At 63.8% G+C, this 25513-nt stretch carries 20 protein-coding genes and 1 tRNA gene; 10 read left to right on the forward strand and 11 right to left on the reverse strand.

Annotation, left to right across the window (positions count from 1 at the left end; all coding sequences use genetic code 11):
• The 6 genes from C1I89_RS17905 to C1I89_RS17930 all read left to right on the forward strand — a co-directional run.
• Nucleotides 1-2717, forward strand: a 2717-nt coding sequence (locus C1I89_RS17905; RefSeq protein ID WP_102773984.1) for an anti-phage-associated DUF499 domain-containing protein, incomplete at its 5' end; no start/stop codon positions are given.
• Between the two features lie 2 nt (nt 2718-2719).
• Complete coding sequence (locus tag C1I89_RS17910; protein WP_258231470.1) at nt 2720-3346, forward strand: anti-phage-associated DUF3780 domain-containing protein; 627 nt, start codon at nt 2720-2722, stop codon at nt 3344-3346.
• Entirely contained in the window at nt 3343-3993 is a 651-nt protein-coding gene (darT, locus tag C1I89_RS17915) for a type II toxin-antitoxin system toxin DNA ADP-ribosyl transferase DarT (RefSeq protein WP_102773986.1), read from the forward strand. Before C1I89_RS17910 ends, darT begins: the two co-directional genes overlap by 4 nt.
• A gap of 18 nt (nt 3994-4011) precedes the next feature.
• Nucleotides 4012-5070, forward strand: a complete 1059-nt coding sequence (darG, locus tag C1I89_RS17920; protein ID WP_102773987.1) for a type II toxin-antitoxin system antitoxin DNA ADP-ribosyl glycohydrolase DarG — start codon at nt 4012-4014, stop codon at nt 5068-5070.
• 14 nt (nt 5071-5084) lie between these two features.
• Entirely contained in the window at nt 5085-8015 is a 2931-nt protein-coding gene (locus tag C1I89_RS17925; RefSeq protein WP_102773988.1) for an anti-phage-associated DUF1156 domain-containing protein, read from the forward strand.
• A gap of 11 nt (nt 8016-8026) precedes the next feature.
• On the forward strand, nt 8027-10762 hold the full coding sequence (locus tag C1I89_RS17930) for a phospholipase D-like domain-containing anti-phage protein (protein WP_102773989.1): 2736 nt from the start codon (nt 8027-8029) through the stop codon (nt 10760-10762).
• Nucleotides 10763-11049: 287 nt separating this feature from the next.
• On the opposite strand, the gene C1I89_RS17935 is transcribed toward C1I89_RS17930, so the two are convergent.
• From C1I89_RS17935 to C1I89_RS17980, 10 genes are all read right to left on the reverse strand, one after another.
• Nucleotides 11050-12261 carry a tyrosine-type recombinase/integrase gene (locus C1I89_RS17935; protein ID WP_102773990.1) on the reverse strand — a complete coding sequence of 404 codons (1212 nt, stop codon included), beginning with the start codon at nt 12259-12261 and terminating at the stop codon, nt 11050-11052.
• 196 nt (nt 12262-12457) lie between these two features.
• The gene (gene ychF, locus C1I89_RS17940) at nt 12458-13549 is read right to left on the reverse strand and encodes a redox-regulated ATPase YchF (protein WP_102773991.1); all 1092 of its coding nucleotides are present in this window, start codon (nt 13547-13549) and stop codon (nt 12458-12460) included.
• A 51-nt stretch (nt 13550-13600) separates the two neighbouring features.
• Nucleotides 13601-14377, reverse strand: coding sequence for a CPBP family glutamic-type intramembrane protease (locus tag C1I89_RS17945; RefSeq protein WP_102773992.1), 777 nt, complete (start codon nt 14375-14377; stop codon nt 13601-13603).
• A complete protein-coding gene (pth, locus tag C1I89_RS17950) occupies nt 14377-14973 on the reverse strand; it encodes an aminoacyl-tRNA hydrolase (protein ID WP_102773993.1) in 597 nt (198 codons plus the stop codon). The genes C1I89_RS17945 and pth overlap by 1 nt, the downstream gene beginning before the upstream one ends.
• 96 nt (nt 14974-15069) lie before the next feature.
• Entirely contained in the window at nt 15070-15690 is a 621-nt protein-coding gene (locus C1I89_RS17955; protein ID WP_102773994.1) for a 50S ribosomal protein L25/general stress protein Ctc, read from the reverse strand.
• Nucleotides 15691-15808: 118 nt separating this feature from the next.
• Entirely contained in the window at nt 15809-16759 is a 951-nt protein-coding gene (locus tag C1I89_RS17960) for a ribose-phosphate pyrophosphokinase (protein ID WP_006227587.1), read from the reverse strand.
• A gap of 143 nt (nt 16760-16902) precedes the next feature.
• Nucleotides 16903-16979: transfer RNA gene (locus C1I89_RS17965), tRNA-Gln, on the reverse strand.
• A 1-nt stretch (nt 16980) separates the two neighbouring features.
• Nucleotides 16981-17910 carry a 4-(cytidine 5'-diphospho)-2-C-methyl-D-erythritol kinase gene (gene ispE / locus C1I89_RS17970; RefSeq protein ID WP_102773995.1) on the reverse strand — a complete coding sequence of 310 codons (930 nt, stop codon included), beginning with the start codon at nt 17908-17910 and terminating at the stop codon, nt 16981-16983.
• A gap of 22 nt (nt 17911-17932) precedes the next feature.
• On the reverse strand, nt 17933-18478 hold the full coding sequence (gene lolB, locus C1I89_RS17975) for a lipoprotein insertase outer membrane protein LolB (RefSeq protein ID WP_102774177.1): 546 nt from the start codon (nt 18476-18478) through the stop codon (nt 17933-17935).
• A 53-nt stretch (nt 18479-18531) separates the two neighbouring features.
• Nucleotides 18532-20418 carry a tetratricopeptide repeat protein gene (locus C1I89_RS17980; RefSeq protein WP_102773996.1) on the reverse strand — a complete coding sequence of 629 codons (1887 nt, stop codon included), beginning with the start codon at nt 20416-20418 and terminating at the stop codon, nt 18532-18534.
• Here C1I89_RS17980 and mutM point away from each other — a divergent pair.
• From mutM to C1I89_RS18000, 4 genes are all read left to right on the forward strand, one after another.
• Nucleotides 20417-21244 carry a bifunctional DNA-formamidopyrimidine glycosylase/DNA-(apurinic or apyrimidinic site) lyase gene (gene mutM / locus C1I89_RS17985; RefSeq protein ID WP_102773997.1) on the forward strand — a complete coding sequence of 276 codons (828 nt, stop codon included), beginning with the start codon at nt 20417-20419 and terminating at the stop codon, nt 21242-21244. The genes C1I89_RS17980 and mutM overlap by 2 nt on opposite strands.
• 138 nt (nt 21245-21382) lie before the next feature.
• Complete coding sequence (locus tag C1I89_RS17990; protein WP_102773998.1) at nt 21383-22336, forward strand: MBL fold metallo-hydrolase; 954 nt, start codon at nt 21383-21385, stop codon at nt 22334-22336.
• 112 nt (nt 22337-22448) lie between these two features.
• Entirely contained in the window at nt 22449-24128 is a 1680-nt protein-coding gene (locus C1I89_RS17995; protein ID WP_102773999.1) for an FAD-dependent oxidoreductase, read from the forward strand.
• A gap of 19 nt (nt 24129-24147) precedes the next feature.
• The gene (locus tag C1I89_RS18000; protein WP_168202182.1) at nt 24148-24342 is read left to right on the forward strand and encodes a DUF2783 domain-containing protein; all 195 of its coding nucleotides are present in this window, start codon (nt 24148-24150) and stop codon (nt 24340-24342) included.
• A 104-nt stretch (nt 24343-24446) separates the two neighbouring features.
• On the opposite strand, the gene C1I89_RS18005 is transcribed toward C1I89_RS18000, so the two are convergent.
• A complete protein-coding gene (locus C1I89_RS18005) occupies nt 24447-25355 on the reverse strand; it encodes a LysR family transcriptional regulator (RefSeq protein ID WP_102774000.1) in 909 nt (302 codons plus the stop codon).
• Nucleotides 25356-25513 lie beyond the last annotated feature (158 nt).

A 25513-nucleotide genomic window follows, 5' to 3' on the forward strand; every position in this document is an offset into this window, starting at 1 on the left:
TCGGGGCGGCGGAAGCCATCAAGCCGTATTGGGCGAACGGCCCCAAAGCCGTCGATCAGCGCCAATGGAAGGAGATCATTGGCGACGAGCCAACCCTGATCCTGCTCGACGAACTGCCGCCTTATCTCGACAACGCCAGCACGCAGGTGTTCGGCCAAGGCACGTTAGCGAATATGGCGGTCTACAGCCTTTCCAGCCTGATGAGCGCTGCGTTGGAACTGCCCAACTGCGCCATCGTGGTCGCCAACCTCTCGGGCAGCTACAAAGCCCAGACCAAGGCACTGGCCGACGCTATCTCCAATCTACAGCAGGAAACCCGCCGTCAAGCGATGACCATCACGCCAGTGCAACTGGCGGGCAACGAAATCTACGAAATTCTCAAGAAGCGCCTCATCGACGAACTGCCGGACGAGCGTGTCATCGCTGACATTGCCGAGGAGTACGCACAGCAGATCAAGAAGGCCGAGGACGGCGGCTATATCGTAGCCAGCAGCATCGAGCAGATTTCCGAGCAAGTGCGGGAAACCTATCCCTTCCATCCCTCCTTCAAGCACCTTGTCGCGCTATTCAAAGAGAACGAAGGCTTCCGACAAACCCGTGGTTTGATGCAGTTCACCGCACGCTTGCTCAAAAGTGTGGACGAGCGCGAAGCCGACGACGTCTTCCTCATCGGCACGCAGCATCTGAACTTGAACGACGAACAAGTCAAGGATGAGATCGAGCGCATTGCACCCAAGCTGATGCCCGCCGTGACGCGCGACATAGCCGACGCGGGCAACGCCATCGCCGAGCACATCGACGTTGAACTGGCAGGCGATGCCGCGCAACAGCTCATGACCTTGCTGCTGTCATCCAGCCTGTCGCGCGCTGTGGGTGGGCGGATCGGCCTGTCCGAAAGCGAGCTGATCGAGTTCCTGGCCGCGCCACAACGCAAACCCGATGAGTTCCTTCAGGCCTTGCAGCGTCTGCGTGAATCGGCGTGGTATCTGCACCGTGAAGAGCAGCGTTTCTTCATCAAGGAAACCGAGAACCTGTCGCGCCAAATCGAGCGCAATGCCAAGGAAGTTCCGCAACCCAAGGTCGATCAGGCACTCATCAATCGACTCGCAGGCATCCTTGCGCCGATCAGCAAGATCGCCTATCAGGACGTGCAGGTACTGCCCCGGCTGGATGAACTCAAGCTCGGTGGCCCGCGCACGTTGATCGTCATCAAGCCGGATGGCAAGGTGCCGCCCAGCGAGTTGCAGAATTTCTTCGACTACCAGCAGGAAAAGAACAACCTTCTCGTGCTGAGCGGTCAGGACAGCCTGCTGGCCGACGCGGTCGAAGAGCGCTTGCGCGAGCTGTACGCCATCGAGCAGATCCACAAGCGTCTCAAATCGGGCGACACCTTGTTCGAGGAAGCCCGCGACCGCTTCGAAGAATCGGAAGATCGCTTCAGTAAGGCGCTGTCGGCCGCCTACAACCGCCTGTACTTCCCGGCCAACGACCCGGTGGACGGGCGCGATGTGCTGGCTGGGGTCACCATCGACCAAGGGCTGAAGCTCGGCCAGGGCGATCAGTCGGCCGAGACGCAGATCGAAAGACTACTGGCCAGCCCGCGCGCTGATTACAAGCTCGTGGCTGAGCTGAACAAAGACAACTTCGACGAATGCTTCGCGCAAGCCGAGGAATACCTGTGGCCTTCTGGCAAGGACAACCGTCGCACCCCTTGGAAAGACGTCGCCACCCGAGCCAAGTGCTCGCCAATCTGGCCGTGGATGCCAGGAGCCAGTGGTTTGGATGCGCTCAAGACAGAGGCCTTGAAACAAGGTCGTTGGCGCTTGGGCGAAGACGGCTACATCGAGAAGGGGCCATTCCCCAAGGACAAGACCACCGTCAACGTCTCGGTCATCAACGTCAAGCCAGACACCGGCGAAACGATTCTGAGCCTCACGCCACGGCACGCGGGTGATAGCCCCATCGTCTATTGGTCGAACAAACCCGACGTGTCCGACAAGGACAACAAGGTCGACGACTTGGAGAACTTTGCCACCGGCGAGGGCACGGTCTACTTCGTGGTGAGGGAGCCCACCGGGCGCTATGAAACCGGCCCTGCCACCCGCTGGCTCGCCGACCTCAAGATCCGCCATCAAGTCGAGCCCGCCGCTGACAAGCGCCGTGTCACCCTCGCTGCTACGCCGAACGCCGACATCTTCTACACCCTAGACGGCTCCAACCCCAAAGACGGTACCCGCTACGACGCACCGTTCGAGATCGGTTCCGCAAGCTGCCGCCTGCTGGTGTTCGCCCGCGCGGGCGAGGCAAACAAGACAGCGGACTTCCAGATCCCGGCCAGCGGCGACAAGACCGTGCAGATCATCGACAGCAAGCCCGCGCGCCTGCAAAGCAAGCGTGTTGCCCTCGACACGACCGACCGCGTCTTCAGCGTCATCAACCGTTTCCGCGATCAGCCGGGCACGCGCTTCAAGGGTGTGCGCGTCGAAATCGGTGAGGGTGAGAACACCGTAACCGTGCGTTTCCAGGAGCGCGAAGTCACCGCTGCCATCATCGAAGGCGTCGTCAACAGCCTACGCGATGTGCTCAAGGAGCCCGACGCCCCACTCAACATTGCAATTGCCGACGGCATCTCCTTCGATACCGGCTTTGCACTCAAAGAGTTCGCCAAGCTTGCCGGGATAGAGCTGAAGCCGGGCGACATCAATCAGGAGGAATGAGGATGGCCAAAGTTGCAGGTAACACACCACCGTCCAAGGCGCGTGCGCAAGTGCTGCACACGCTGGGGTTTGGCATGCCTGCGACTTCTGATCCTCATCACTTCAATGTCGTCATTCCCAAGGCCAGCACGGGCAAAGTTCAGATCAGTGAACACCTCGGCTTGCAGTCTGCAAGCAACGACAACGCGGTGATTGACCGCGTTCTGCTGGACCGCCCGCGCTGGACCGCCATCCGCGCCGAGGTTCAACGAGCCTTCAACGCTCGTCTGGCTGCGCATGGCATCAAGCCGGGTGCGTGGAAGGTCGGCGACAACCCAGTGGATCGCTTGCTCGGCAAGGAATTGTGCATACTGGCCTGGGCCGTCGAGCAGATGGAGATGGAGAAAACTCCGGTGGCTGTGCGCAACTGGCTGGCGTTGCGCCCGGAAGAGCGCTGGTGGCTGTTCGGCATGACTGCCATGAGCACCGGCGGCGTGATGGACGGGGGCAAGGGCTGGCGCGCAGCGCTCAAGCATGCCTTGGGCGATGTCGCGCAGAGCGAACTGCTTGCTCCTCGTGCTCGACGTGGCAAGTCTGAGCAGGAAGCCACACAGGCCTCATTGGGCCTGTTTGGAGACGAAGCACTATGAACGCCGTGCTCGTGCCGCCGCAGCCCAAGATTTACCACATTGCCCATGTGGATCGTCTGCCCTCCATCGTCGCGGCAGGCGGGCTGTTGTCGGACGCCTTGGTTCAAGCACAGGCACTGGGCGGAACGATGGTTGGCATGAACCACATCAAACAGCGCCGTTTGACCGAGCTTCAGCTCGCAAGCCACCCAGGCTTGTTCGTCGGTGCCTGCGTGCCGTTTTATTTTTGCCCACGGTCGGTGATGCTTTATTTGATCCATCGGCGCAATGCAGAGCTGACCTATCAAGGCGGGCAAACGCCCATCATCCACTTACAGGCGGATTTGGGCGCAGTTGTGGCCTGGGCCAACGCACAACCTGCGCGTTGGGCGTTCACGCTATCCAACGCCGGATCGTATTTTTTTGAAGACCGCAATGATCTGGCGCGTCTTGGTGAAATCAACTGGACGGCGGTGCAGGCAAGCAACTGGGGTGGCGGTCTGAAAGAAGGCAAGCAAGCCGAGTTCCTGCTGGAGCAGCGCTTTCCGTGGCACTTGGTCGAACGCATCGGCGTTCAATCCGCCAACGTCTATCGGCAAGTCGTCAACGCCCTTCCGGCACACGGACACCGGCCCACGGTCGAAGTCTTGCCGAATTGGTATTACTGAAATGAGAGGAGCACAGCCATGATCGAGTACACCTCAGGCGACATCCTCAAGTGCGAGGCAGATGCGCTGGTCAACACCGTCAACTGCGTCGGCGTGATGGGGCGCGGCATCGCCTTGCAGTTCAAGAACGTCTTTCCGGAGAACTTCAAAGCCTACGAGGCCGCCTGCAAGCGTGAAGCTGTGCAGCCTGGTCGTATGTTCGTTTTTGAGACGGGGCAGCTCACCTTGCCGCGCTTCATCATCAACTTCCCGACCAAGCGCCACTGGCGCGGCAAAAGCCGTATTGAGGACATCGATGCGGGCCTGGTCGATCTGGTCAATGTCATCCGCGACAAGGGCATCCGCTCCATCGCCATCCCGCCGCTGGGCGCAGGCCTGGGCGGGCTGGACTGGAACGAGGTGCGCCCACGCATCGAGCGCACCCTGGCAGAGCTTGCCGACGTACGCGTGCTGGTGTTTGAGCCCAAGGGCGCACCGACCAACGACAAGATGGCGCATGTGCGCGAGGTGCCCAAAATGACGGCGGGTCGCGCCGCCTTGGTGGAACTGATGCAGCGCTATCTTGGCGGCCTGCTTGACCCCTTTGTCACCCTGTTGGAAGTCCACAAGCTGATGTACTTCATGCAGGAAGCAGGCGAGCCGCTGCGTCTCCAATACGTCAAGCATCACTACGGCCCTTACGCCGAGAACCTGCGCCATGTGCTGAAGGCGGTGGAAGGCCATTTGATCGCGGGCTATGCCGATGGCGGCGATGCGCCGGACAAGCCGCTCACGCTGGTGCCCGGTGCAGTGGAAGACGCCAAGGATTATCTGGATCAACACGACATCAGCCGAGCCCGTTTCGAGCGCGTCACCAAGCTGGTCGAGGGCTTTGAGTCACCTTACGGGCTAGAACTCCTGGCCACAGTGCATTGGGTGATGAGCCGCGAGGGTGCCACACAGCACGAGAGCGTAGAGCGTCAGGTCTATGGCTGGAACGCACGCAAGCAGCAGTTCACCGCGCGCCAGCTGGCTATTGCCGAAGAGCGGCTGCGCTCCCACGGCTGGCTGTCACCGGACGCGGCTTTGGCCCATTGAGGATTCATCAGGGAATGCAAAAAACAACAATCACTCTCACGCCCTTGGCCCTGAAAGATGCGCCCGCGCTGATAGAAACAGTTTTCCCCGCCCAGAAGGTGTCGTTCGAGGCACAAAAGGAGCGCAAGGCAAATCTTGGCCAAACCCTGACCGGGCTCGGCTCCTACTGGAAGGGGCGCAAGCCACTGATCTTGGTGCGCGCCATCGTGCTTGGCAGCCTGTTGCCACCCACTGACGACGCGGAAGCGGATCTCGCCATCTTCGAAAAGCTTATGGCCTTCGACGATGAAGGATTGGCCCGACGGGCACTGGCTGCCAATGCGTTCTCAGTGTCCAAGCTCCAGGAGATGATCCCTATCACCGACCCGGAACGCTACTTTGGAGGACGCGGTTGGCGACGCGACGTCACCGATGACGACAAACTGGTTCTGTACCGCCAGGCACTGGCCACCCTGTCCGGTTACGAAGAAAAAGCCACCATAAGCAAACGCCCGGAAGAACTGGATCAAGACTGGCTCTTTGCCCCGGTGTGGGCGGAGGTCAACCGTCACTATGCTCATCTGGGTGTAAGCGTGCAGTCGTTCCCAGATTTGGTGGAGCAGCTAGGCGTCTTGCGTTACGGCCACCGCGCCCGCGTGGGTGACACCTTTAGTGGCGGCGGCTCCATCCCTTTTGAGGCTGCGCGCATCGGCTGCGACGTGTATGCCTCCGACCTCAACCCCATCGCCTGCATGTTGACTTGGGGCGCATTGAACATCATTGGCTCAAGCCCGGAGCGACGCGTAGAAATCGAGAAGTCGCAGGAACGTGTTGCCAAGTCGGTGGATGCGGAGATCACGAAGCTGGGCATTGAGCACGACAAGCAGGGCAATCGCGCCAAGTCTTATCTTTATTGCGTAGAAGCCCGTTGCCCGGAAACGGGATGGATGGTTCCTCTGTCCCCCTCGTGGGTGATCTCCAAGGGCCGGAACATCATCGCTCGCCTGAAGCCGGATCACGGCAAGAAGCGATTCGACATCGAGATTGTCAGTGGCGTTTCGGATAAGGAAGCAGCGGCTGCTGATCAGGGTACGGTACAAGACGGCGACATGGTCTACACGCTGGACGGAAAGACCTATCGCACGCCCATAAAGACGCTACGCGGCGACTATCGAAACGCCGATGGCAGCACGGGCAATCGCCTGCGTCGTTGGGAGAAGAACGATTTCAAGCCGCGCCCTGATGATATTTTTCAGGAGCGGCTCTACGCCATTCACTGGATCGCCAAGGACTCGCTCACCAAGTCCCGGCAGGAAACCTGGTTTGCTGCCCCGACCGAGGCCGATTGGGAATGTGAGCGCCGCGTGGAAACGCTCGTCGCCGAGAACCTGAGCCGCTGGCAGGACGAAGGACTGGTTCCGGATATGACCATCGAGCACGGGGACGAAACGACCCGTCTATTCCGTGAACGCGGCTGGACACACTGGCACCACTTGTTCAATGCCCGCCAGCTTCTCTTGATCTCACGCTACTTCCAGCACCGCACGCCGGAAGACTACGTTTTCAACGCCAAATCGCTGGACTGGAACTCCCGGATCGCCAACTGGATGAATCATTGGGAGAAGACCAATAACGTCTTCTACAACCAAGCGCTGAACACGTTTTACAACTACGGCATCCGTTGCTTTTTCAGCCACGAAGCAGGCCGCTCGTTCGGCTTTGCCAACAGTCCGCTTCCAGAGACTCGCCGGTCGATCAAGTGCCGTGATGCGACCAAGCTTGAAGACGACGCCGATATTTGGATCACCGATCCACCGTACGCCGACGCGGTGAACTACCACGAGATCACCGAATACTTCATCGCATGGCTACGTAAGAACCCACCCAAACCTTTCGATGACTGGGTGTGGGATTCGCGCCGCGCGTTGGCGATCAAGGGGTCAGACGACGAGTTTCGGCGTGGCATGGCTGCCGCCTACAAAGCAATGGCCGATCACATGCCTGACAACGGTATGCAGTGCGTGATGTTTACCCATCAGGACACCGCCGTCTGGGGCGACCTGATCGGCATCTTCTGGGCTGCGGGCCTACAAGTTGTGGCGGCGTGGTACATCGCAACGGAAACCAATGCAGCCATCAAGAAGGGAAGCTTTGTCCAAGGCACCGTCATCCTGATGCTCAAGAAGCGCGCGGCTGGCGAGCGCACTGGCTTCAAACAGCGCCTGCTACCCGCTGTGCGGCAGGAAGTGGCGCGGCAGATCGAAACCATGATGCATCTGAACGACACTGTGGCCGCCCACCACGGTGAGCCGGTGTGGGGCGACTCCGATTTGCAGATGGCCGGTTATGCGGCAGCGCTCAAGGTGCTGACCGCCTACACACGCATCGGCGACGAGGACGTCACCACCTTCGCCCTGCGCCCGCGCGCACGGGGTGAAATCACGGTGGTGGATGAAATCGTCCAGCAGGCAGCGGAAACCGCATCCAGCCTGCTCGTTCCCGAGGGCCTCACCGCTGACGCGTGGGGGCGCCTCACTGGCATCGAACGCTTTGTACTGCGGATGATGGACATGGAAACCGCAGGCACGTCCAAGCTGGACAACTATCAGAACTTCGCCAAGGCGTTCCGCGTGACGGACTACAGCCGTGTGATGGGCGACATGCGCCCCAACAACGCACGCCTCAAGCGCGTCAGCGAATACGCTTCGCGCGATCTGACAGATGCCACCGAGATCGGCGTGACGCGGCTGGGACAGCTCATCATTGCCTTGCAACAACTGCTCAAGGACACCGAGGCGCAAATCATCGTCGAACAACTGCGAGCCGAGATGGCGGACTTCCTGGAAGTCCGCTCCCTGCTGGTGGACATGCTGGCCTTCATCGAGCGCAAAGCGCCCGAATCTGAGGTGCGCTCTGCCGCCGAGGTACTGGGTGCGCGTCTCAAGAATCTGCGCTTCGGCGACTGAGGTCTTGGGCCATGAGCATCCGGCGCTTCTCTTCGCGTACCCATCGGCTGGATGCCAGTTTCCTGATGCAGCATCTGGCCGGTGCGCGGAGCTACAAGCGCATTGCGGGCTACTTCACCAGCTCGCTGTTCGAAGTGGCTGGCGAGGCGCTGGAGCACATCCCCGAGGTCAAGATCGTCTGCAATGTGGACATTCACCCGGACGACCTGAAAGTGGCGCAACTGCGCGAGAGCAAGATGCTCGGCCGCTGGAACGAGCGCGCCCTGGAGGCCGAGGCTCTGCTGAACCGCGAACGCTATCGGCGGCTGGACGCGTTCCTCGCCAAGCATGGGCAGGCGGTGCGCATCGCGCCTGACGACATCTGCGGTTTCGTGCATGGCAAGGCAGGTGTGATTACCCTCGCTGATGGCCGTAAGCTAGGGTTCATCGGGTCGATGAACGAGACGCGAAACGGCTGGCAGCGCCACTACGAAATCCTGTGGGAGGACGAATCGCCAGAAGGCGTGGCGTGGATCGAGGAAGAATTCGACTTCCTCTGGAACGCCGCCAAGCCCCTTCCGCAGGCCGTGATCCGCGAGGTACATCGGCGCGGCTATCGGCGAGAGATCGAGTTCGTCGAAATCGACGATGACGAAAATCTTGCCCCTGCGGCGCTGATTGAGTCGCCTCTCTACCGAGAGGGCCAGCAGTTACAGCCGTGGCAGCAAGGGTTTCTGACCGAATGTCTGCGTCATCAGCGGCTACACGGTACGGTGCGCCTGCTGTTAGCCGACGAAGTAGGGCTGGGCAAAACGCTGTCGCTGGCGACAGCTGCACTGACGCTCTGCCTGTTATCTGACAAAGACAATGGGCCACGCCGCCCAGTCGTTATCTTTGCCCCGGCCACATTGACCGAACAATGGCAGACCGAGATGCTGGACAAGCTGGGCATCCCGACCGCCCGTTGGGATACCGTTGGCAAAGTCTGGCTGGATGCTGACGAGCGAGTACTGTCGCCCGCCGGGCGCGAGCAAATAGCGCATTGCCCGTTGCGCATCGGCATTGTCTCCACCGGCTTGATGATGCGCGACTCGCTGGAGAAGCAGCACCTGCTTGGAATGCGCTTCGGTGTCGTGATCTTGGACGAAGCGCACAAAGCCAGAACCCGCCAGGGCTTTGGCAAGGAAGCCGGAACGCCGAACGAACTGCTGGCTTTTATGCGTGAGATAGCCGCGCGTGCCGATCATGTGCTGCTGGGCACGGCCACGCCGATCCAGACCAACCCGGCCGATCTATGGGACTTGCTGGGCATCTTGCACCAAGGCCCAGGCCGTTTCGTGCTCGGCCACGACTTAGCGCCGTGGCACCGACCCGACGAAGTGCTCGACATTCTTGCGGGCCGCATGGAGGTGGAATCGCTCACCCATGCGTGGGAACTGTTGCGCTCGCCACTTCCGCGCATGGAATCAACCAGTGAGCCTCGTGCCCGACGTTTGTTCTCCGCTATCCGGCAAGACTTGGGATTGCAGAACGGGGAGTGGCAAACCAACCGTTCGCTGGCCGATCTGACGGAAGAAACGCGGGAGATTCTGGAGGAGGAACTGGAACGCCGTATCACCGGGGCAACACTGTTCCAGCGCGAGAACCCGCTGGTACGTCATGTCGTGCTACGCAAACGCCAGCAGCTTGAAGATGCGGGGCTGCTGGCGCGTGTGGCCGTGGACGTTCACCCCGAACGCGAGCAAGTCTCGGAACAACGCGCCTTCGACGCCTTGTTTGAAGGCAAGGCGCTGCGCACGTCGGAAGACTTCCGGCAGGCTTATGGCGAAGCCCGTGCCTTTGGCAAAGCGCTGGCCAAGCGCGGCAAGGGCAGCGGCTTCATGAAGAACTTGATGGAGCAACGCATTTGCTCCAGCATCCACGCGGGCTTGGCGACAGCGCGGCGCTTACTGCAAGGCGGTGCCGAGCACGAGGAAGACGAAGAGCAGGAAGCCGACATCAAGGTCGAGACAAGCGAGGAAATCGAAGTCCTGCAACGGCTGATTGTCCGGCTGGAGCGGCTGCAAGTCGATCCGAAGATGGAGGCTGTCGTACACTTTCTCGACAAGGAGAAGTGGCTGGAATTGGGTGTCATCATCTTCAGCCAGTACTACGACACGGCGAAGTGGCTGGCAGATTCGCTGGCGGCGCGCTACCCGGAAGAAGCGGTCGGCCTGTACGCAGGCGCGGGCCGTAGCCGCCTGTACCAGCGTGGCGACAGCGTGAGCGTCGAGCGCGAAACCTTGAAGCGCATGGTGGCCGAGCACCAGATTCGTGTGATGGTGGCCACCGATGCCGCGTGCGAGGGTTTGAATTTGCAGACCTTGGGCACGCTGATCAACGTCGATCTGCCGTGGAACCCCACGCGGCTCGAACAGCGCATTGGGCGCATCAAACGCTTCGGCCAGCGACGCGAAACCGTGGACATGCTGAACCTGGTGTTCGAGCAGACCGTGGACGAAAAAATCTACGAGCGCCTGTCCGAGCGCATGAAGAACCGCTACGACCTCTTTGGTTCGCTGCCGGACACCATCAAGGACGAGTGGATCGACGACATCGAAACACTCGGCGAGCGCTTGGATGAGTACATCAACGCCCAGAAAACCGCGACTGGCTTCGACTTGCGCTATACCGGCACGATGATGCCGCCGGAAAAGGATTGGCGCGAATTCACCGAAGTGCTATCGCGGCGTGATCTGGTAACGCTCATGAGTGCCGCATGGGGATAGCTCTCATCGTCAAGCATTGAGCTTCAAACGCTTACAGAGATTCGCCTCAGAGGCCCCGGCTGTCTACCGTACTGGGGGAAGTCCACACTGGGAGTCTGTTAGGTACGGGAAAACAGGGTAACCAGCGAACAATTACCCTATTTATCCCATCATTTACCCCATTTCCAGGTCCAGCCTTCGGCAAAAGGCAAACGGCAAGGGAACGGCACTCAAGGGACAACGGCCCTATCCAGAAAAGGAAAAGGCCGCCCTGTCCATTGGTTCTGCAACACCCAGCCAACTCTTCCCTATGCCGTGCCGCTGCCCTCCGCAGCACTCAGGTAGTCCGCCCAGTCCTGCAACAGCGTCCTTCTCTGATCCAGCAGCAACGCCTTGTTGTACGTCGCCCGCACCTTGTTGCTTTCCACGTGGGCAAGTTGCCGTTCAATCGCATCGGGCCTGTACCCGTTCTCATTGGCCCAAGTCGAAAAGGTCGTCCGCCAGCAATGCGGCGTCGTGCCCCGGCCCAGGTTCATGTCGCGCATCGCGTAGGTCAGCCGGTTGGGCGTAGTGAAGCCCTTGCCACTACGGTGTGGGAACAGATAGCGGCCACCGCCCGTGATGCACTGCAAATCCTTCAGCACTGCTACGGCCTGCGTGGACAACGGGCTGACATGGTCACGCCGCGCTTTCATCTTCGCCGCAGGCCGACGCCACAGAGCATCCTCAAAGTCGAACTCGTCCCACTCGGCATCCGCCGCTTCCCCTGGACGGCAAGCCGTCAGAGCAATCAACCGCAGACACAGCGAGGTTTCCGGATAGCCCCGGTAGCCGCGCAACTCCTGATAGAACTTCTGGATTTGCTCTCGCGTCATCGCCGCCTTGCTCTCGCTGAACGGCACGCGTAGCAGCCCGCGCAGGCTGGGAATTGGATTTGCCTCGACCAGACCCCGCACCACCGCGAATTCGAAGATGGCTGAAAGATCGCCTTTGACATGGATGGCCGCCCACGCGCCGTGGGCCTTGCACTCCTCCAGCAGCGGGCGGATTTGCTTCACGCCTATGTCGCTCATCGGCATCCCATCGAACTTGGGCGACAGGTACTTCCTGATGCGGGATTCTTTCGTGCGGTAGGAGCTGAGCGCGAAGACCGGTCTGATCTCCGCCAAGTAAGCCTTCGCCACCTTGGCGAACGAGCTTTCACGAGCGCGCTTGCGCTCCTCCAGCGCCTCCAGGTTGCGCTGCTTGGCCTGCCGCCGCTCATGGGCAGGATGGATGCCTTGCTTGACCAAGGCGCGCGCCTTCTCGCGGGCTGCACGCGCCTCCGCAAGGCTTACTTGAGGAAAGCCGCCAATGGCAAAGAGGTTCTCCTTGCCTTGCAGGCGGTACTTCCACCGCCAGAGCTTGCCGCCGGTAGGTTTGACCAGCAGGAACAAGCCCCCGCCGTCTGATAGTTTCCAATCTCGATCAGTCGATTTGGCCGACCTGACCTTGAGGTCGGTGAGTAGGTTTTCGGGCATCGTTGGACTCCACTGCGGGGAGATGTACCCCCACGGTTGAACACGAGTACCCCCAACGCTACCCCCGAATTTCCTGGACTTCGATGAACAATAGGAACGCTCAATAGACCGTATTGTTTACGCAACCCATTGATTTCAAATGGAGCAACCTGTCCACCAAGCGCTACTGAGCGCCATCGAGATCCAGCGAAATTCGTCAGACGTTAAACAAGAAATTCATCACATCCCCATCCTGGACGATGTATTCCTTGCCTTCCGCGCGCATCTTGCCCGCTTCCTTGGCGCCCTGCTCGCCCTTGTAGGCGATGTAGTCTTCATACGAAATCGTCTGGGCGCGGATGAAGCCGCGTTCGAAGTCCGTGTGGATGACGCCGGCGGCCTGGGGCGCGGTGGCGCCGATCGGCACGGTCCAGGCGCGCACTTCCTTCACGCCGGCGGTGAAGTAGGTTTGCAGGCCCAGCAGCTTGAAGGCGGCGCGGATGAGGCGGTTCAGGCCCGGTTCTTCCATGCCCATGTCGGACAGGAAGGCCTGGCGATCGGCGTCGTCGAGGTCGACGATTTCGGACTCGATGGCGGCGCAGATGGCGACCACGGGCGCGTTGCGCGCGGCGGCGAATTCGGTCAGGCGGTCGAGCAGCGGGTTGTTCTCGAAGCCGTCGTCGGCGACGTTGCCCACGTACATGGCGCGCTTGGCGGTGATGAAGCAGAGCTGGGCGATGTCGGCCTTTTCTTCGGTGGACAGGTCGAGCGCGCGGATGGGCTTGGCTTCGTTCAGCTGGGCCACGCACTTTTCCAGCACGGCGACGATGCGCTGCGATTCCTTGTCGCCGGAGCGGGCGGTCTTCTGGTGGCGCTGCAGGGCCTTTTCGGCGGTCTGCAGGTCGGCCAGGGCCAGTTCGGTTTCGATGACTTCGATGTCGGCGATGGGGTCGACCTTGCCGGCGACGTGGATCACGTTGGGATCTTCGAAGCAGCGCACGACGTTGACGATGGCGTCGGTTTCGCGGATGTGCGAGAGGAACTGGTTGCCCAGGCCTTCGCCCTTGCTGGCGCCGGCGACCAGGCCGGCGATGTCGACGAATTCGACGGTGGCCGACAGGATGCGCTCGGGCTTGACGATTTCAGCCAGCTTCTGCAGGCGCGGATCCGGCACTTCCACCACGCCGACGTTGGGCTCGATGGTGCAGAACGGGTAGTTCTCGGCGGCGATGCCGGCGCGGGTCAGAGCGTTGAAGAGTGTCGATTTGCCGACGTTGGGCAGGCCGACGATGCCGCATTGCAGAGCCATGGGAATCCTGTGTGAGTACGGTATTGATCGTTAACGTTCTAGTTTACCCCGTCAGCTTGCCGCCGCCGGGAGCCAGCGCATGATGAGCCAGATCATCAAAATGGGGCCGGCATTGAAGACCGAGTGCAGCAGGATGGCCGCGCCGATGCCGCGGCGCACGCGCATCCAGCCCAGCACCAGGCCGGTCAGCCATTGCGGCAGCACCAGCAGGGGCAGCAGCCAGTACGGCGTCTTGGCGTAGACGAAGTTGGTCAGGTGCACGGCCGCGAAGCTCAGCGCGACCAGGTGGAACACCAGGCCGAAGTGCTTCAGGTAGTAGCGCCGCCAGGTGGTGTCCCAGCCCGCGATCAGCCCGGGCCGGCGCCGCAGGCTCCAGGCCGCCAGGATCAGGAAGGCGGCGCACAAGAGGCCGGTCCAGACCTTGGGGCCCCACAGCACGACGGGCAGCATGGCGGGAACCAGCCACAAGGCCTGTTTCGGGCGGCGCAGGCCGTAGCGGAACAGCATTTCCTCGACCAGCGGCGCCCACAGGATGGCGGTGAGCCAGGGGATGTTGGCCGGGTCGAGGCGATGGGTCACGCCGCCCAGGCCGGCCGCCGTGACGGCCAGCGGCCCCAGCGCGAAGAGGTTCACGGCCCACAGCAGCGCGGCCCAGGCCAGCAGCCTGCCGGGCGTGATGCCAGGCAGCCAGTCCGCCGCCAGCCCGCTGGCCGCCGCGCGCCCGGGCAGGCGCGACACCGGCTGCGGATGGCGCAGGAAGCGCCAGAAGTCCGCGACTTCGCTGCGAAAGCGCATGCTTTTTGCGCGCGGCGCGCCAGAGCGGGCCATCAGGCGTCGTTGCCGCTGTGAAGCTGGCGCGTGGCCAGCGGGAAGTCGCCGGCCAGCATGGCCGGCACCACGGCGCGGCAGCGGTCGATGACGGCTTCGATCTGTGTCTGTTCTTCGCGGCGCGGAGGATGCAGGACGAAGTCCGCGACCTGCTGCGCCAGGCCGAGCGTGCGCGGATGGCCGATGCCGATGCGCAGGCGCCAGAAATTGGGGCTGCCCAGCGCGGCCTGGATGTCTTTCAGGCCGTTGTGGCCGGCGTGGCCGCCTCCCTGCTTCAGTTTCACCTGGCCGGGCATGAGGTCGAGTTCGTCGTGCAGCACCAGCACCTGTTCCGGCGTCAGCTTGTAGAAGCGGGCCAGCGCGCCCACGGCCTGGCCGGAGCGGTTCATGTAGGTGTTGGGCTTGAGCAGCAGCACGTTGTCGGCGCCCAGCCTGGCCTTGGCCACCATGCCGAAGAAGGACTTCTCCAGCGCGAAGCTCGCGCGCAGATCGTCCGCCAGATGGTCGGCGAGCCAGAAGCCGGCGTTGTGCCGGGTGGTTTCGTATTCGGGACCGGGATTACCCAATCCCACGATGAGGCGTATGGGAGTAGACATGATGGGGGTGTTTAAACCAAAAAACCCTGCGCATGCAAATGCACACGCAGGGTTTCGCACGCAAACCGGCTGCGGGCCTGTGGGCCCGCGGCGGGCTTAGGCGGCCGGGGCTTCGGCTTCGCCGCCTTCTTCGGCAGCGGCAGCGCCGCCGGCCTTGACCACGGCCGAGGCGATCAGCGGGTTGGCGTCGCCGCCGTGGGCGACGTAGGTCACGCCCTTGGGCAGCTTGATGTCGGCCAGGTGGACCGACGCGCCGGGCAGCAGGTCCTTCAGGTCGACTTCGATGAACTGGGGCAGCGCGGCCGGCAGGCAGGTCACTTCCAGTTCGGTCAGGACGTGGCTGACGATGGCGCCGCCCAGCTTCACGGCCGGCGAGACTTCAGCGTTGATGAAGTGGAACGGGACCTTGGTGTGCAGGGCCTGGTTGGCGTCCACGCGCTGGAAGTCCACGTGCAGGACTTGCGGCTTGTAGGCGTGCCATTGAACCGAACGCAGCAGGACTTGTTCTTCCTTGGCCGCGCCTTCCAGCGCCATTTGCAGGATCGACGCGTGGAATTCTTCCTTGCGCAGGGCGTGGTAGATCTCGTTGTGGTCGAGTTCGATGTTCAGCGGGGCAGCCGTACCGCCATAAACGATGGCGGGAACGCGGCCCGCGCGGCGCAGGCGGCGGCTCGCACTCGAACCCTGGACGCTACGCGCAGTGGCATTGAATTTCATGGAAAACTCCAAAAACAATAAATGGCGAAGAGGCTTCGCCGTTAAATTCACGGCGCGCAAAACGCGCGCCGTGTCGATTGCGTCTTGCCGCGACCAGCAAGACGCAAAAAAGGGGTGCTTAGTCGACGAACAGCGAGCTGACCGATTCCGCGTTGGAAATGCGCAGGATGGTCTCGCCCAGCAGCGCGGCGCACGACAGCTGGCGGATCTTGCCGCTGGCCTGGCCTTGTTCGGACAGCGGGATGGTGTCGGTGACGACCAGTTCGTCCAGTTCCGACGCTTCGATGCGGTCGATGGCGCCGCCCGACAGCACGGGGTGCGTGCAATAGGCGTAGACGGCGCCGGCGCCGCGGTCCTTCAGGGCCTGGGCCGCCTTGCACAGCGTGCCGGCGGTGTCGACCATGTCGTCCATGATGATGCAGGTGCGGCCGTCGACTTCACCGATGATGTTCATCACTTCGGACACGTTGGCGCGCGGACGGCGCTTGTCGATGATGGCCAGGTCGGCTTCGAGCTGCTTGGCCAGCGCGCGGGCCCGCACCACGCCGCCGATGTCCGGGGACACGACGACCAGGTTCGAGAAGTTGCGGCGCCAGATGTCGCCCAGCAGGATCGGGCCCGCGTAGATGTTGTCCACGGGGATGTCGAAGAAGCCCTGGATCTGGTCGGCGTGCAGGTCCATGGTCAGCACGCGGTCGACGCCGGCCACTTGCAGCATGTTGGCCACGACCTTGGCCGAGATGGCCACGCGCGCCGAGCGCGGGCGGCGGTCCTGGCGGGCATAGCCGAAATAGGGAATCGCGGCGGTGATGCGGCCGGCGGAAGCGCGGCGCAGCGCATCGACCATCACCATGATTTCCATCAGGTTGTCATTGGTAGGGGCACAGGTGGGCTGCAGGACGAAGACGTCCTTGCCGCGCACGTTCTCGTTGATCTCGACCATCACCTCGCCGTCCGAGAAGCGACCGACGGTCATCTTGCCCAGGGACATATCGAGATGGTTGACTACGTCCACGGCCAGCCGCGTATTGGCGGTGCCCGTGAAAATCATGAAGCTATCGTTTGCCATGATGGATGATGCGATGGTCGTTTAAGACACTGACGAGTGATGCGGGGTGATATGGAACACCAGCCGATCCGGAAAATAAAAAAGCTGCTGAACCAGGGCCAGTGTCTTACGGGCTTGTTCAACAGCTTTGTTATGTATTCGGTTGGCTGGGGAGGAAGGATTCGAACCTTCGCATGCCGGAATCAAAATCCGGTGCCTTAACCAGCTTGGCGACTCCCCAACTATCTTGCAATCCAATTCCGCAACGGATGTTCAGCCAATCCAGTACATGCCTGCACTAACCGAAACCGTGGATGCGTTTGACTGATTTTTTTATCAGCGCCGCGCATTATAGCGGTGATTTCTGTTTTCGCCAAAACGGCCTGCGGTAGTTCGGAAAACTCGGCGTATAAACACGCGCCAGATCCCGACATGCGAACCGTTGAACCCTTCAACTGTTCGCTTAGCCACCGCGATGCCCCAAGCACTTCAGGGTAAAGGCGGAAGACCACCGGCTCCAAGTCGTTTCTGCCAAAAGCCTTGCCGAAGCTGTTGCCAGGGCAGAAAGTTGGCGAAGCAAGAAAGTCCGCTATTGTGATGTAAGAAGAATCTCTTGTCAAATCCGGCGCGGAAAAAATTTCAGCGGTCGGCACGCTGGCGTCCGGCTGCGCCACCAGATAGGCGCGTTCCGGCAGTTCGACGGCGCTGAGTTCGTCGCCCACGCCCTGCGCGAACGCGGACTGGCCGAACACGAAGACCGGCACGTCGGCGCCCAGCGGCAAGGCCAGCTTCATCAGTTCCTCGCGCGACAGGCCCGTATTCCACAGGCGGTTCAGCGCGATCAGCACGCTGGCGGCGTCGCTCGAACCGCCGCCCAGGCCGCCGCCTTGCGGTATGCGCTTCTCCAGCGCGATCTGCGCGCCCATGCGGGTGCCGGTCGCCCGTTGCAGCGCATGCGCGGCGCGCAGGGTCAGGTCCTGTTCCGGCGGCACGCCGGGCAGGTCCGCGGCGCGGCTGATGACGCCGTCTGCGCGCACGTCGAAATGCAGCGTGTCGCACAGGTCGATGAAGCGGAAGACGGTCTGCAGCAGGTGATAGCCGTCGGCCCGCCGGCCCACGACATGCAGGAACAGATTGAGCTTGGCGGGTGCGGGTACGTCGTAAAGCGTCACGGCGAAACGGGGCCGTCGGCCCCTACGAGGATTGGTTGACGACCAGCCGCAGCATGATGCGGCGGCCCGGCTCCTGGCGTTCCAGGACCAGCAGTTGCGGGCCGAGCGCGTCGTAGCGCGACAGGCGCGCGCGCCAGCCGCCCTGTTCGAAGGCCACGGGGCGGCCCAGCTCGTCGCTGGAGACGTCGGAGGCCTGCGGTTGCGCGGCCAGCTTGCCGCGCAGCCAGTCGCGCAGGCCCGATACCGGCACGCTGCTGCCCAGGACTTCCGCGGCCAGGCCGTCGGGATTGTCGGCCACGTAGCGCGTGCCGTCGGCCTTGGTGAGCGTGGCCGCGCCGGGGCGGCCTTCGACGCGGGCTTCGGTGGAGCCCAGCGGATTGGTCAGGTCGAGCACGTAGCGGCGGCCGTCGTCGGACCACGAGAAACCGCCCTGCACCGCGTTCTGCTGGCCGCCGGCCTCGTTGACCGTGAGCGCGAAACGGCCGACGCGGGAAAACGCGTCGGCGCCGGCGCCTTCGATGGGCTTGGGCGTGGTGCAGGCGGCAAGCAGGGCCGCCAGCAGCGCCATCAAGGCCCAGCGCAACAGCGCCGCGGCCCGGCGCGCATGCAGGATCGCCGGCGTCACAGTCCGACCCCCAGGCGCTTGATCACGTCCTGGACGGTCTTGTTCTTCGGGTCCTTCTGCTTGGCGGCGCGCAGCAGTTCCACGGCCTGGTCGCGCTTGCCCTGGCTCCAGAGCACTTCGGCCAGGTGGGCCGCGATATCGGCCTCGGGACGCACGCTGTAGGCGCGGCGCAGGTAGTCGGCGGCGGCGGTGGAGTCGCCCATCCGGTACTTGACCCAGCCCATGCTGTCCAGGATGAAAGGATCGTTGGGCGCCAGCTCCAGCGCCTGGGTGATCAGGTCCAGGGCCTCGGACAGGCGCTGGTTGTGGTCGGCCAGCGTGTAGCCCAGCGCGTTGTAGGCGTGCGCGTGGTCGGGGTCCAGCGCGATGACCTGGCGCAGCATGCGCTCCAGGTCGGCGAGGCGGTTCTGGCGCTCGTAGAGCATGGCCAGTTCGTATTTGATCTCGACCGTGTCCGGCATGGCCTGGTCGGCCTCTTCGAGCACCGAGACGGCCTGCGATACGCGATCGGCGTCGCGCAGGATCTGGGCCTTGGTCAGCACGCCCAGCGTGCGTTCCTCGTCGTCCTGGGGGCCGGCGGCGTCGATCATGGAGAGCGCGCCGTCGACGTTGCCGCTCTTGGCGCGCAGCACCGCCTGGCGCATGCGCACGGAATAGCGCAGGGTCGGATCGTCGATGCGGCCGAGTTCGGCGATGGCGTCGTCGTACTGGCCCTGGTCCTCGGCGATGCGGGCCAGCAGCACGTGGGCGTCGGCGGCGGCCGCGCCGGCGTCGGTGGCGCCCGGCACGGTAGCGCGCTGGCGCTGGTTCTGCACGTCCAGGTACTGCTGCAGCAGCGATTTGGCCTGCGGCAGCTGGCCGGCCTTGTAGGCGAGCTGGGCCTGCATGAAGAGCAGGTCGAAATCTTCCGGGGCGCGGCGCGACATGGCCTGCAGTTCGGCCAGCGCGCCGTTGTAGTCGCCGCCGTCGGCCAGTTGGCCGGCCAGCATCAGGCGCACCTTGCGGGCGTTGGGATTGCGGGCGATGTAGGCGCGGGCCTCGGCCTGCGCGCGCTGCGGATCGATCTTGGCGCCGTATTCCAGCACGCGCAGCGCGGCCGCCTCGGAGCGGGGCTCGCCGGCCAGCGCGGCGCGCGCCTCCTGGGCGGCGCGCGGGTAGTCGCCGGCGGCGGAGGCCACGTCGGCCAGCGCCAGGTGCGCGGCGGGCAGCTTGCGCACGCTGTCGCTGAAGGATTCGTCGAGAATGCGCAGGGCCAGGCGGCGGTCGTTGAGGCGGCTGAGCACGGCCAGGGCCTGGCCGATGGCGGCGGTCTTGTCGCGCGAGGCGTCGATGCGGTTGCGCAGCGCCTGCGACAGGCCTTTGGTCTGGCCATTGGCCGCGGCCAGCGCCAGCTCGGTCGAACTGGCCTCCACGTCGTTGGGCGACAGGCGCGCCCAGACCCGCGCGGCTTCAAGCGCGCCGGGCAGGTTGCCGCCGGCGAGCTGGAACTCCAGGGCGCGGCGCGCCAGGCGTGGATCGCTGGTGTCTCGGGCCAGGGACAGCATGGTGGCGGCCGCCGAACCGTACATGCCGCGCTGCGCGGCGATCTCGGAGGCCAGCACGCGATAAAAGATGTCGGCGGTCAGCGATACATAGGGTAACTGGCCTGGACGCAGGCGGATCACCTCGGTTTCAGGCTGACGGCTCTGGGGCGCCATGCGGGGGCCGGTCGCATCGCGGGTCCGGCTGTCGGCGGCCTGCGCCGGCGGGGTCAGTATTGCTGCCAGCGCAACGGCCAGCGCGGCAATCCCGAGGTTCATTGGTTTGAAAGACGACTTCACGCGGCCCGTCCGGTTGATGGCACAATCTTCGTACACGCAATTGATGATCTTACACTGGCTCATGCCGGAACTGCCTGAAGTCGAAACCACGCGTCGGGGAATCGACGCCGTCATCACCGGCCGCACCCTGCAGCGGCTGGTCATCCATGAATCCCGCATGCGCTGGCCGATACCGCCCGATTTGCCGGCGCTGGTCGGCGGGCGCGCGGTGCTGGAATGCGCGCGCCGCGGCAAGTATCTGCTGCTGCGCTTCGAGCATGGCACCCAGATAGTGCATCTGGGCATGTCGGGGTCGCTGCGCAGCGTGCCCCCGGGGGAATTCCTGCGCAAGCACGACCACGTCGAGTGGGTTTTCGACCAGGCGGTGCTGCGGCTGCACGATCCGCGGCGCTTCGGCGCGGTGCTGTGGCATCCGCAGGCCGACGGCCCCATCGAAGCCCATCCGCTGCTGGCCAAGCTGGGCATCGAACCCTTCGATCCGCGTTTCGACGGCGCCTGGCTGCACCGCCACTTCAAGAACCACGGCGCGGCCGTCAAGCAGGTGCTGCTGGCCGGCATGGCGGTGGTGGGCGTGGGCAATATCTATGCGTCGGAAAGCCTGTTCCGCGCCCGCATCAACCCCAAGACGCCGGCCAACAAGCTGTCGGCGGCCCGCTGCGAGCGGCTGGCCGACATGGTGCGCGCCACCCTGGCCGACGCCCTGACCTCGGGCGGCAGCACGCTGCGCGACTATGTCGGGGCCACCGGCGAGCCGGGCGCCTACTTCCAGATCCACGCCGCGGTCTACGAACGCGAGGGCCAGCCGTGCCGGGTCTGCGCCACGCCGATCCGGCGCTTCGTGCAGGGCCAGCGCGCCACGTACTACTGTCCGAAATGCCAGAGAAACTGAGCCGGCGCCGCCACGCAATCCACGGGAAATCCCTGTAAAAACAGGGGTATTTGTTTATAGCAAACGTATTGCACAAACACTAACGCCGGGCTATATTCCTTCCACACCCCTATTCCTATAAAAGCGGAAGGAGCCTCCATGAGCAAGCAATTCGCCTCGCACGCCGACCTGGCAGACAAGGTCGTCTCGTTCGAAAAACTGTCCGACAACGCCTATGCCTACACCGCCGAAGGCGACCCCAACACGGGCGTGATCATCGGCGACGAGGCCGTCATGGTGGTCGACACCCAGGCCACGCCGGTCATGGCCCAGGACGTGATCCGCCGCATCCGCGAAGTCACCGACAAGCCCATCAAGTACATCCTGCTGTCGCACTACCACGCGGTGCGCGTGTTCGGCGCGTCGGCCTACAACGCCCAGGAAATCCTGGCCAGCCGCGACACCTACGACCTGATCGCCGAGCGCGGCGAGCAGGACAAGGCCAGCGAGATCGGCCGCTTCCCGCGCCTGTTCCGCAACGCCGAATCGATTCCGCCCGGCCTGGTCTGGCCGACCATGACGTTCAAGGGCGAAATGACCGTCAACCTGGGCAATCTGGAAGTCAAGCTGCTGCAGGTGGGCCGCGGCCACACCAAGGGCGACACCATTGCCTGGCTGCCCGAGCAGAAGATCCTGTTCGCCGGCGACCTGGTCGAATACCAGTCCACGCCCTACTGCGGCGACGCCTATTTCCGCGACTGGCCGACCACGCTGGACACGCTGGCCGGCTTCGAGGCCGAAAAGATGGTGCCCGGCCGCGGCCCGGCGCTGAAGAACGCCACCGAGGTCCGCCAGGGCCTGGCCGGCACGCGCGCCTTCCTGACCGACCTGTACGGCGCGGTCAATCGCGGCGTGGCCGAGGGCAAGGACCTGAAGACGATCTACCGCGAGGTCTACGACTTCATGAAGCCGCGCTACAGCGACTGGGTGATCTTCGACCACTGCATGCCGTTCGACGTGTCGCGCGCCTACGACGAGGCCACCGGCTACAACGATCCGCGCATCTGGACCGACAAGCGCGACCTGGAGATGTGGGCGCAGCTGGAGGGCTGAGCCCGCGGGCCGCGAGCCGCGGCCCCGCCATCGCAGGAACCGGTACAGCGCGCCGCAGCGCGGCGCGCCGATGCCGCGCATAAAAGCAAAACGACCCACACAGGAGACAACCGTGGGAGACATCGATTTCCAGGCGATGGAGTTCGCCTATGAAAAGCACGCCGACCAGGAAGCCAGCGAATTGGCGCGGCACCGGGTCGTCATCGTGGGCGCCGGCCCGGTCGGGCTGACCACGGCGCTGGACCTGGCCCGCCAGGGCGTGCGCGTGGTGCTGCTGGACGACGACTACCGCCTGTCCACCGGCTCGCGCGCCATCTGTTTTTCCAAGCGCACACTGGAGATCTGGGACCGCCTGGGCGTGGGCCAGCGCATGATGGACAAAGGCGTGTCGTGGAACGTGGGCAAGGTCTTCTTCCGCGAGCAGGAAGTCTGGCGCTTCGACCTGCTGCCCGAACCCGGCCACCGCCGCCCGGCCTTCATCAACCTGCAGCAGTATTACGCCGAAGGCTATCTGTACGAGCAGGCGAGCCAGGAACCGAACATCGAGCTGCGCTGGAAAAACAAGGTCGTGGCCGTGGAACACGGCGAGGACGGCGTGACGCTGAGCGTGGAGACGCCCGACGGCGCCTACCGGCTGCACGCGGACTGGCTGGTGGCCTGCGACGGCGCGCGTTCGCCGGTGCGCAAGCTGATCGGCCAGGAAAGCCACGGCCGCATCTTCCGCGACCGCTTCCTGATCGCCGACGTCAAGATGCAGGCCGACTTCCCGACCGAACGCTGGTTCTGGTTCGACCCGCCCTTCCATCCCAACCAGTCCGTGCTGCTGCACCGCCAGCCCGACAACGTCTGGCGCATCGACTTCCAGCTGGGCTGGAACGCCGACCCGGTCGAGGCCGTCAAGCCGGAGAACGTGCTGCCGCGCATCCGCGCCCTGCTCGGCCCGGACACGGGTTTCGAGCTGGAATGGGTCAGCGTCTACACCTTCGCCTGTGAGCGCATGGACAAGTTCCGCCACGGCCGCATCGTGTTCGCCGGCGACTCGGCGCACCGCGTTTCGCCGTTCGGCGCGCGCGGCGCCAACAGCGGCGTGCAGGACGCGGAAAACCTGGCGTGGAAGCTGAAGCTGGTGCTGGCCGGCCGGGCGCCCGAAACGCTGATCGACAGCTACGCCGTCGAACGCGAATACGCCGCCGACGAGAACATCCTGAACTCCTCGCGCGCCACCGATTTCATCACGCCCAAGAGCGACGTCAGCCGCAGCTTCCGCAACGCCGTGCTGAACCTGGCCAAGACCCATCCCTTCGCGCGCTCGCTGGTCAACAGCGGCCGCCTGTCGCTGCCGGCCACGTACGCCGGCTCGCCGCTGAACACGCCGGACGCCGACGCCTTCTCCGGCCGCATGGTGCCGGGCGCGGTGGCGCTGGACGCGCCGGTCGAGTCGCGCGGCGCGCCGGACTGGTGGCTGGGACAACTGGACGGCGAGTTCGTGCTGGCGCTCTTCTGCGGCGAGGCCCTGCCCGGCCGCGACACGCTGCAGGCCCTGCAGGCGCTGCGCCTGGCGCCGGTGCCGGTCAAGGCCGTGCTGGTGGCCGGCCCGCAATGCGACCTGTCGGCGCTGCCCGGCGAGCTGCCGGCGGTGATCGACCGCGAGGGTTGCCTGGGCCAGCGCTACGACGCGCAGCCCGGCACCGCCTACCTGATCCGACCCGACCAGCACATCGCGGCGCGCTGGCGCGCCTTCGATGCCGCCGCCGTCGCCGCGGCCGTCAACCGCGCCACCGGCCGCGCCTGAACTCCTGGGGCCACACATCATGCTGATTACCGAAACCAACCTGCCCGCGCCGGACGACTTCTACGAAGCGCTGATCGACACGCACCGCGACCTCAGCAACGAGCAAAGCCAGGAACTGAACGCCGCGCTGATCCTGCTGCTGGCCAACCACCTGGGCGACATGGCCGTGCTGCGCGAAGCGCTACAACACGCCCGCGCATCCGTCGCCCCGTAGGATGGGTGCAGCGCGAGAATCCATAGCCAAGAACCCAATCATCGAACGCGCGAAACCCATCAGGCGGCGCCAGCCGCCGCCTTTCGTGGCAAGAGACACCCCCCTCACCGCCCCACCGCGAACGTATCCACGATCACCCCCCTCAGCCACTGGTTCCCGCTGTCCCGGTCCACCCTGCGCTGCCAGTACATATTGGTCTGCAGCGCGGGCACTTTTATCGGCGGCGTCATGAAGCGCAACCCGAAAGGCGGCGCGGCGCTGGCGGCGAGTTTTTCGGGCACGGTGGCCAGCAGGTCGGTGGCGCTGACGATGTACGGCACCGCGGAAAAGTGCGGGACGCTGAAATGCTCGGCCAGGTCCACGCCCGCGCGCTCCATGGACTGGTTGACCTGCCCATAGGGCGCGGCGCGCGAGACGATCAGGTGGCGCTCGGCGCGGAACGCCTTGATGCCCATGCCGGCGTGCGCGGTCGGGTGCGCCTGGCGGAACAGCGTGGCGTAGCCCTGGCGAAACAGCATGCGCTGCAGCGTGCCGGCGCCCATTTCGTCGAAGGCGCCGATTGCCAGGTCGACGCGGCCGGATTCCATTTCGCGCGGCAGGTCCGGACCCTGCACGCGCACCGAGTCGATGCGCACGTGCGGCGCGACCTGCACGCAGACCTCCATCAGCCTGGGCATGAAATGGATCTCGCCCACGTCCGTCATCGCGACCCGGAAGCGGCGCGTGCTGGTGGCGGCGTCGAACACTTCCTGGTCGCGCAGCGCCTGCGACAGCACGGTCAGCGCCTCGCTGACCGGCCCGGCCAGGCGCTGCGCGCGCGGCGTGGGCAGCATGCCCTGTCCGGTACGCACGAACAGGTCGTCGCCAAAGGCTTCGCGCAGGCGCCGCAGGCCGTTGCTGACCGCCGGCTGCGACAGGTCCATGCGGCGCGCCACGGCCGACAGGTTGCGGTCCTCCAGCAGGTGCTGGAACAGCAGCAGCAGGTTCAGATCGACGTCGCGCAGCTCGGCCATGAGGGTTCCTGTTATTCACAAAATTTATAGTCTCTATTTTTACATTCCCGTAGCCGCAAGAGGGTTTTTTTCCGACAATAAGGTATCGCCCCTCGGCCGCGCCGCGGGGCTTGTCTCTGAAACAGGCCGCGCGGCCATGCACCGCGCCGCCGCCCAGG

This window comes from Achromobacter pulmonis (genome assembly GCF_002885955.2).
GTDB lineage: Bacteria > Pseudomonadota > Gammaproteobacteria > Burkholderiales > Burkholderiaceae_B > Achromobacter > Achromobacter pulmonis_A.

Coding starts and splice junctions, on each gene's coding strand:
- C1I89_RS17960 (WP_006227587.1), bottom strand. CDS start 16,759: ATGGCAAACGATAGCTTCATGATTTTCACGGGCACCGCCAATACGCGG.
- C1I89_RS17910 (WP_258231470.1), top strand. CDS start 2,720: ATGGCCAAAGTTGCAGGTAACACACCACCGTCCAAGGCGCGTGCGCAA.
- pth (WP_102773993.1), bottom strand. CDS start 14,973: ATGTCTACTCCCATACGCCTCATCGTGGGATTGGGTAATCCCGGTCCC.
- C1I89_RS17945 (WP_102773992.1), bottom strand. CDS start 14,377: ATGGCCCGCTCTGGCGCGCCGCGCGCAAAAAGCATGCGCTTTCGCAGC.
- C1I89_RS18000 (WP_168202182.1), top strand. CDS start 24,148: ATGCTGATTACCGAAACCAACCTGCCCGCGCCGGACGACTTCTACGAA.
- mutM (WP_102773997.1), top strand. CDS start 20,417: ATGCCGGAACTGCCTGAAGTCGAAACCACGCGTCGGGGAATCGACGCC.
- lolB (WP_102774177.1), bottom strand. CDS start 18,478: ATGGCGCTGCTGGCGGCCCTGCTTGCCGCCTGCACCACGCCCAAGCCC.
- C1I89_RS17955 (WP_102773994.1), bottom strand. CDS start 15,690: ATGAAATTCAATGCCACTGCGCGTAGCGTCCAGGGTTCGAGTGCGAGC.
- C1I89_RS17925 (WP_102773988.1), top strand. CDS start 5,085: ATGCAAAAAACAACAATCACTCTCACGCCCTTGGCCCTGAAAGATGCG.
- C1I89_RS17935 (WP_102773990.1), bottom strand. CDS start 12,261: ATGCCCGAAAACCTACTCACCGACCTCAAGGTCAGGTCGGCCAAATCG.
- darT (WP_102773986.1), top strand. CDS start 3,343: ATGAACGCCGTGCTCGTGCCGCCGCAGCCCAAGATTTACCACATTGCC.
- C1I89_RS17980 (WP_102773996.1), bottom strand. CDS start 20,418: ATGAGCCAGTGTAAGATCATCAATTGCGTGTACGAAGATTGTGCCATC.
- C1I89_RS17930 (WP_102773989.1), top strand. CDS start 8,027: ATGAGCATCCGGCGCTTCTCTTCGCGTACCCATCGGCTGGATGCCAGT.
- C1I89_RS17990 (WP_102773998.1), top strand. CDS start 21,383: ATGAGCAAGCAATTCGCCTCGCACGCCGACCTGGCAGACAAGGTCGTC.
- darG (WP_102773987.1), top strand. CDS start 4,012: ATGATCGAGTACACCTCAGGCGACATCCTCAAGTGCGAGGCAGATGCG.
- ychF (WP_102773991.1), bottom strand. CDS start 13,549: ATGGCTCTGCAATGCGGCATCGTCGGCCTGCCCAACGTCGGCAAATCG.
- C1I89_RS18005 (WP_102774000.1), bottom strand. CDS start 25,355: ATGGCCGAGCTGCGCGACGTCGATCTGAACCTGCTGCTGCTGTTCCAG.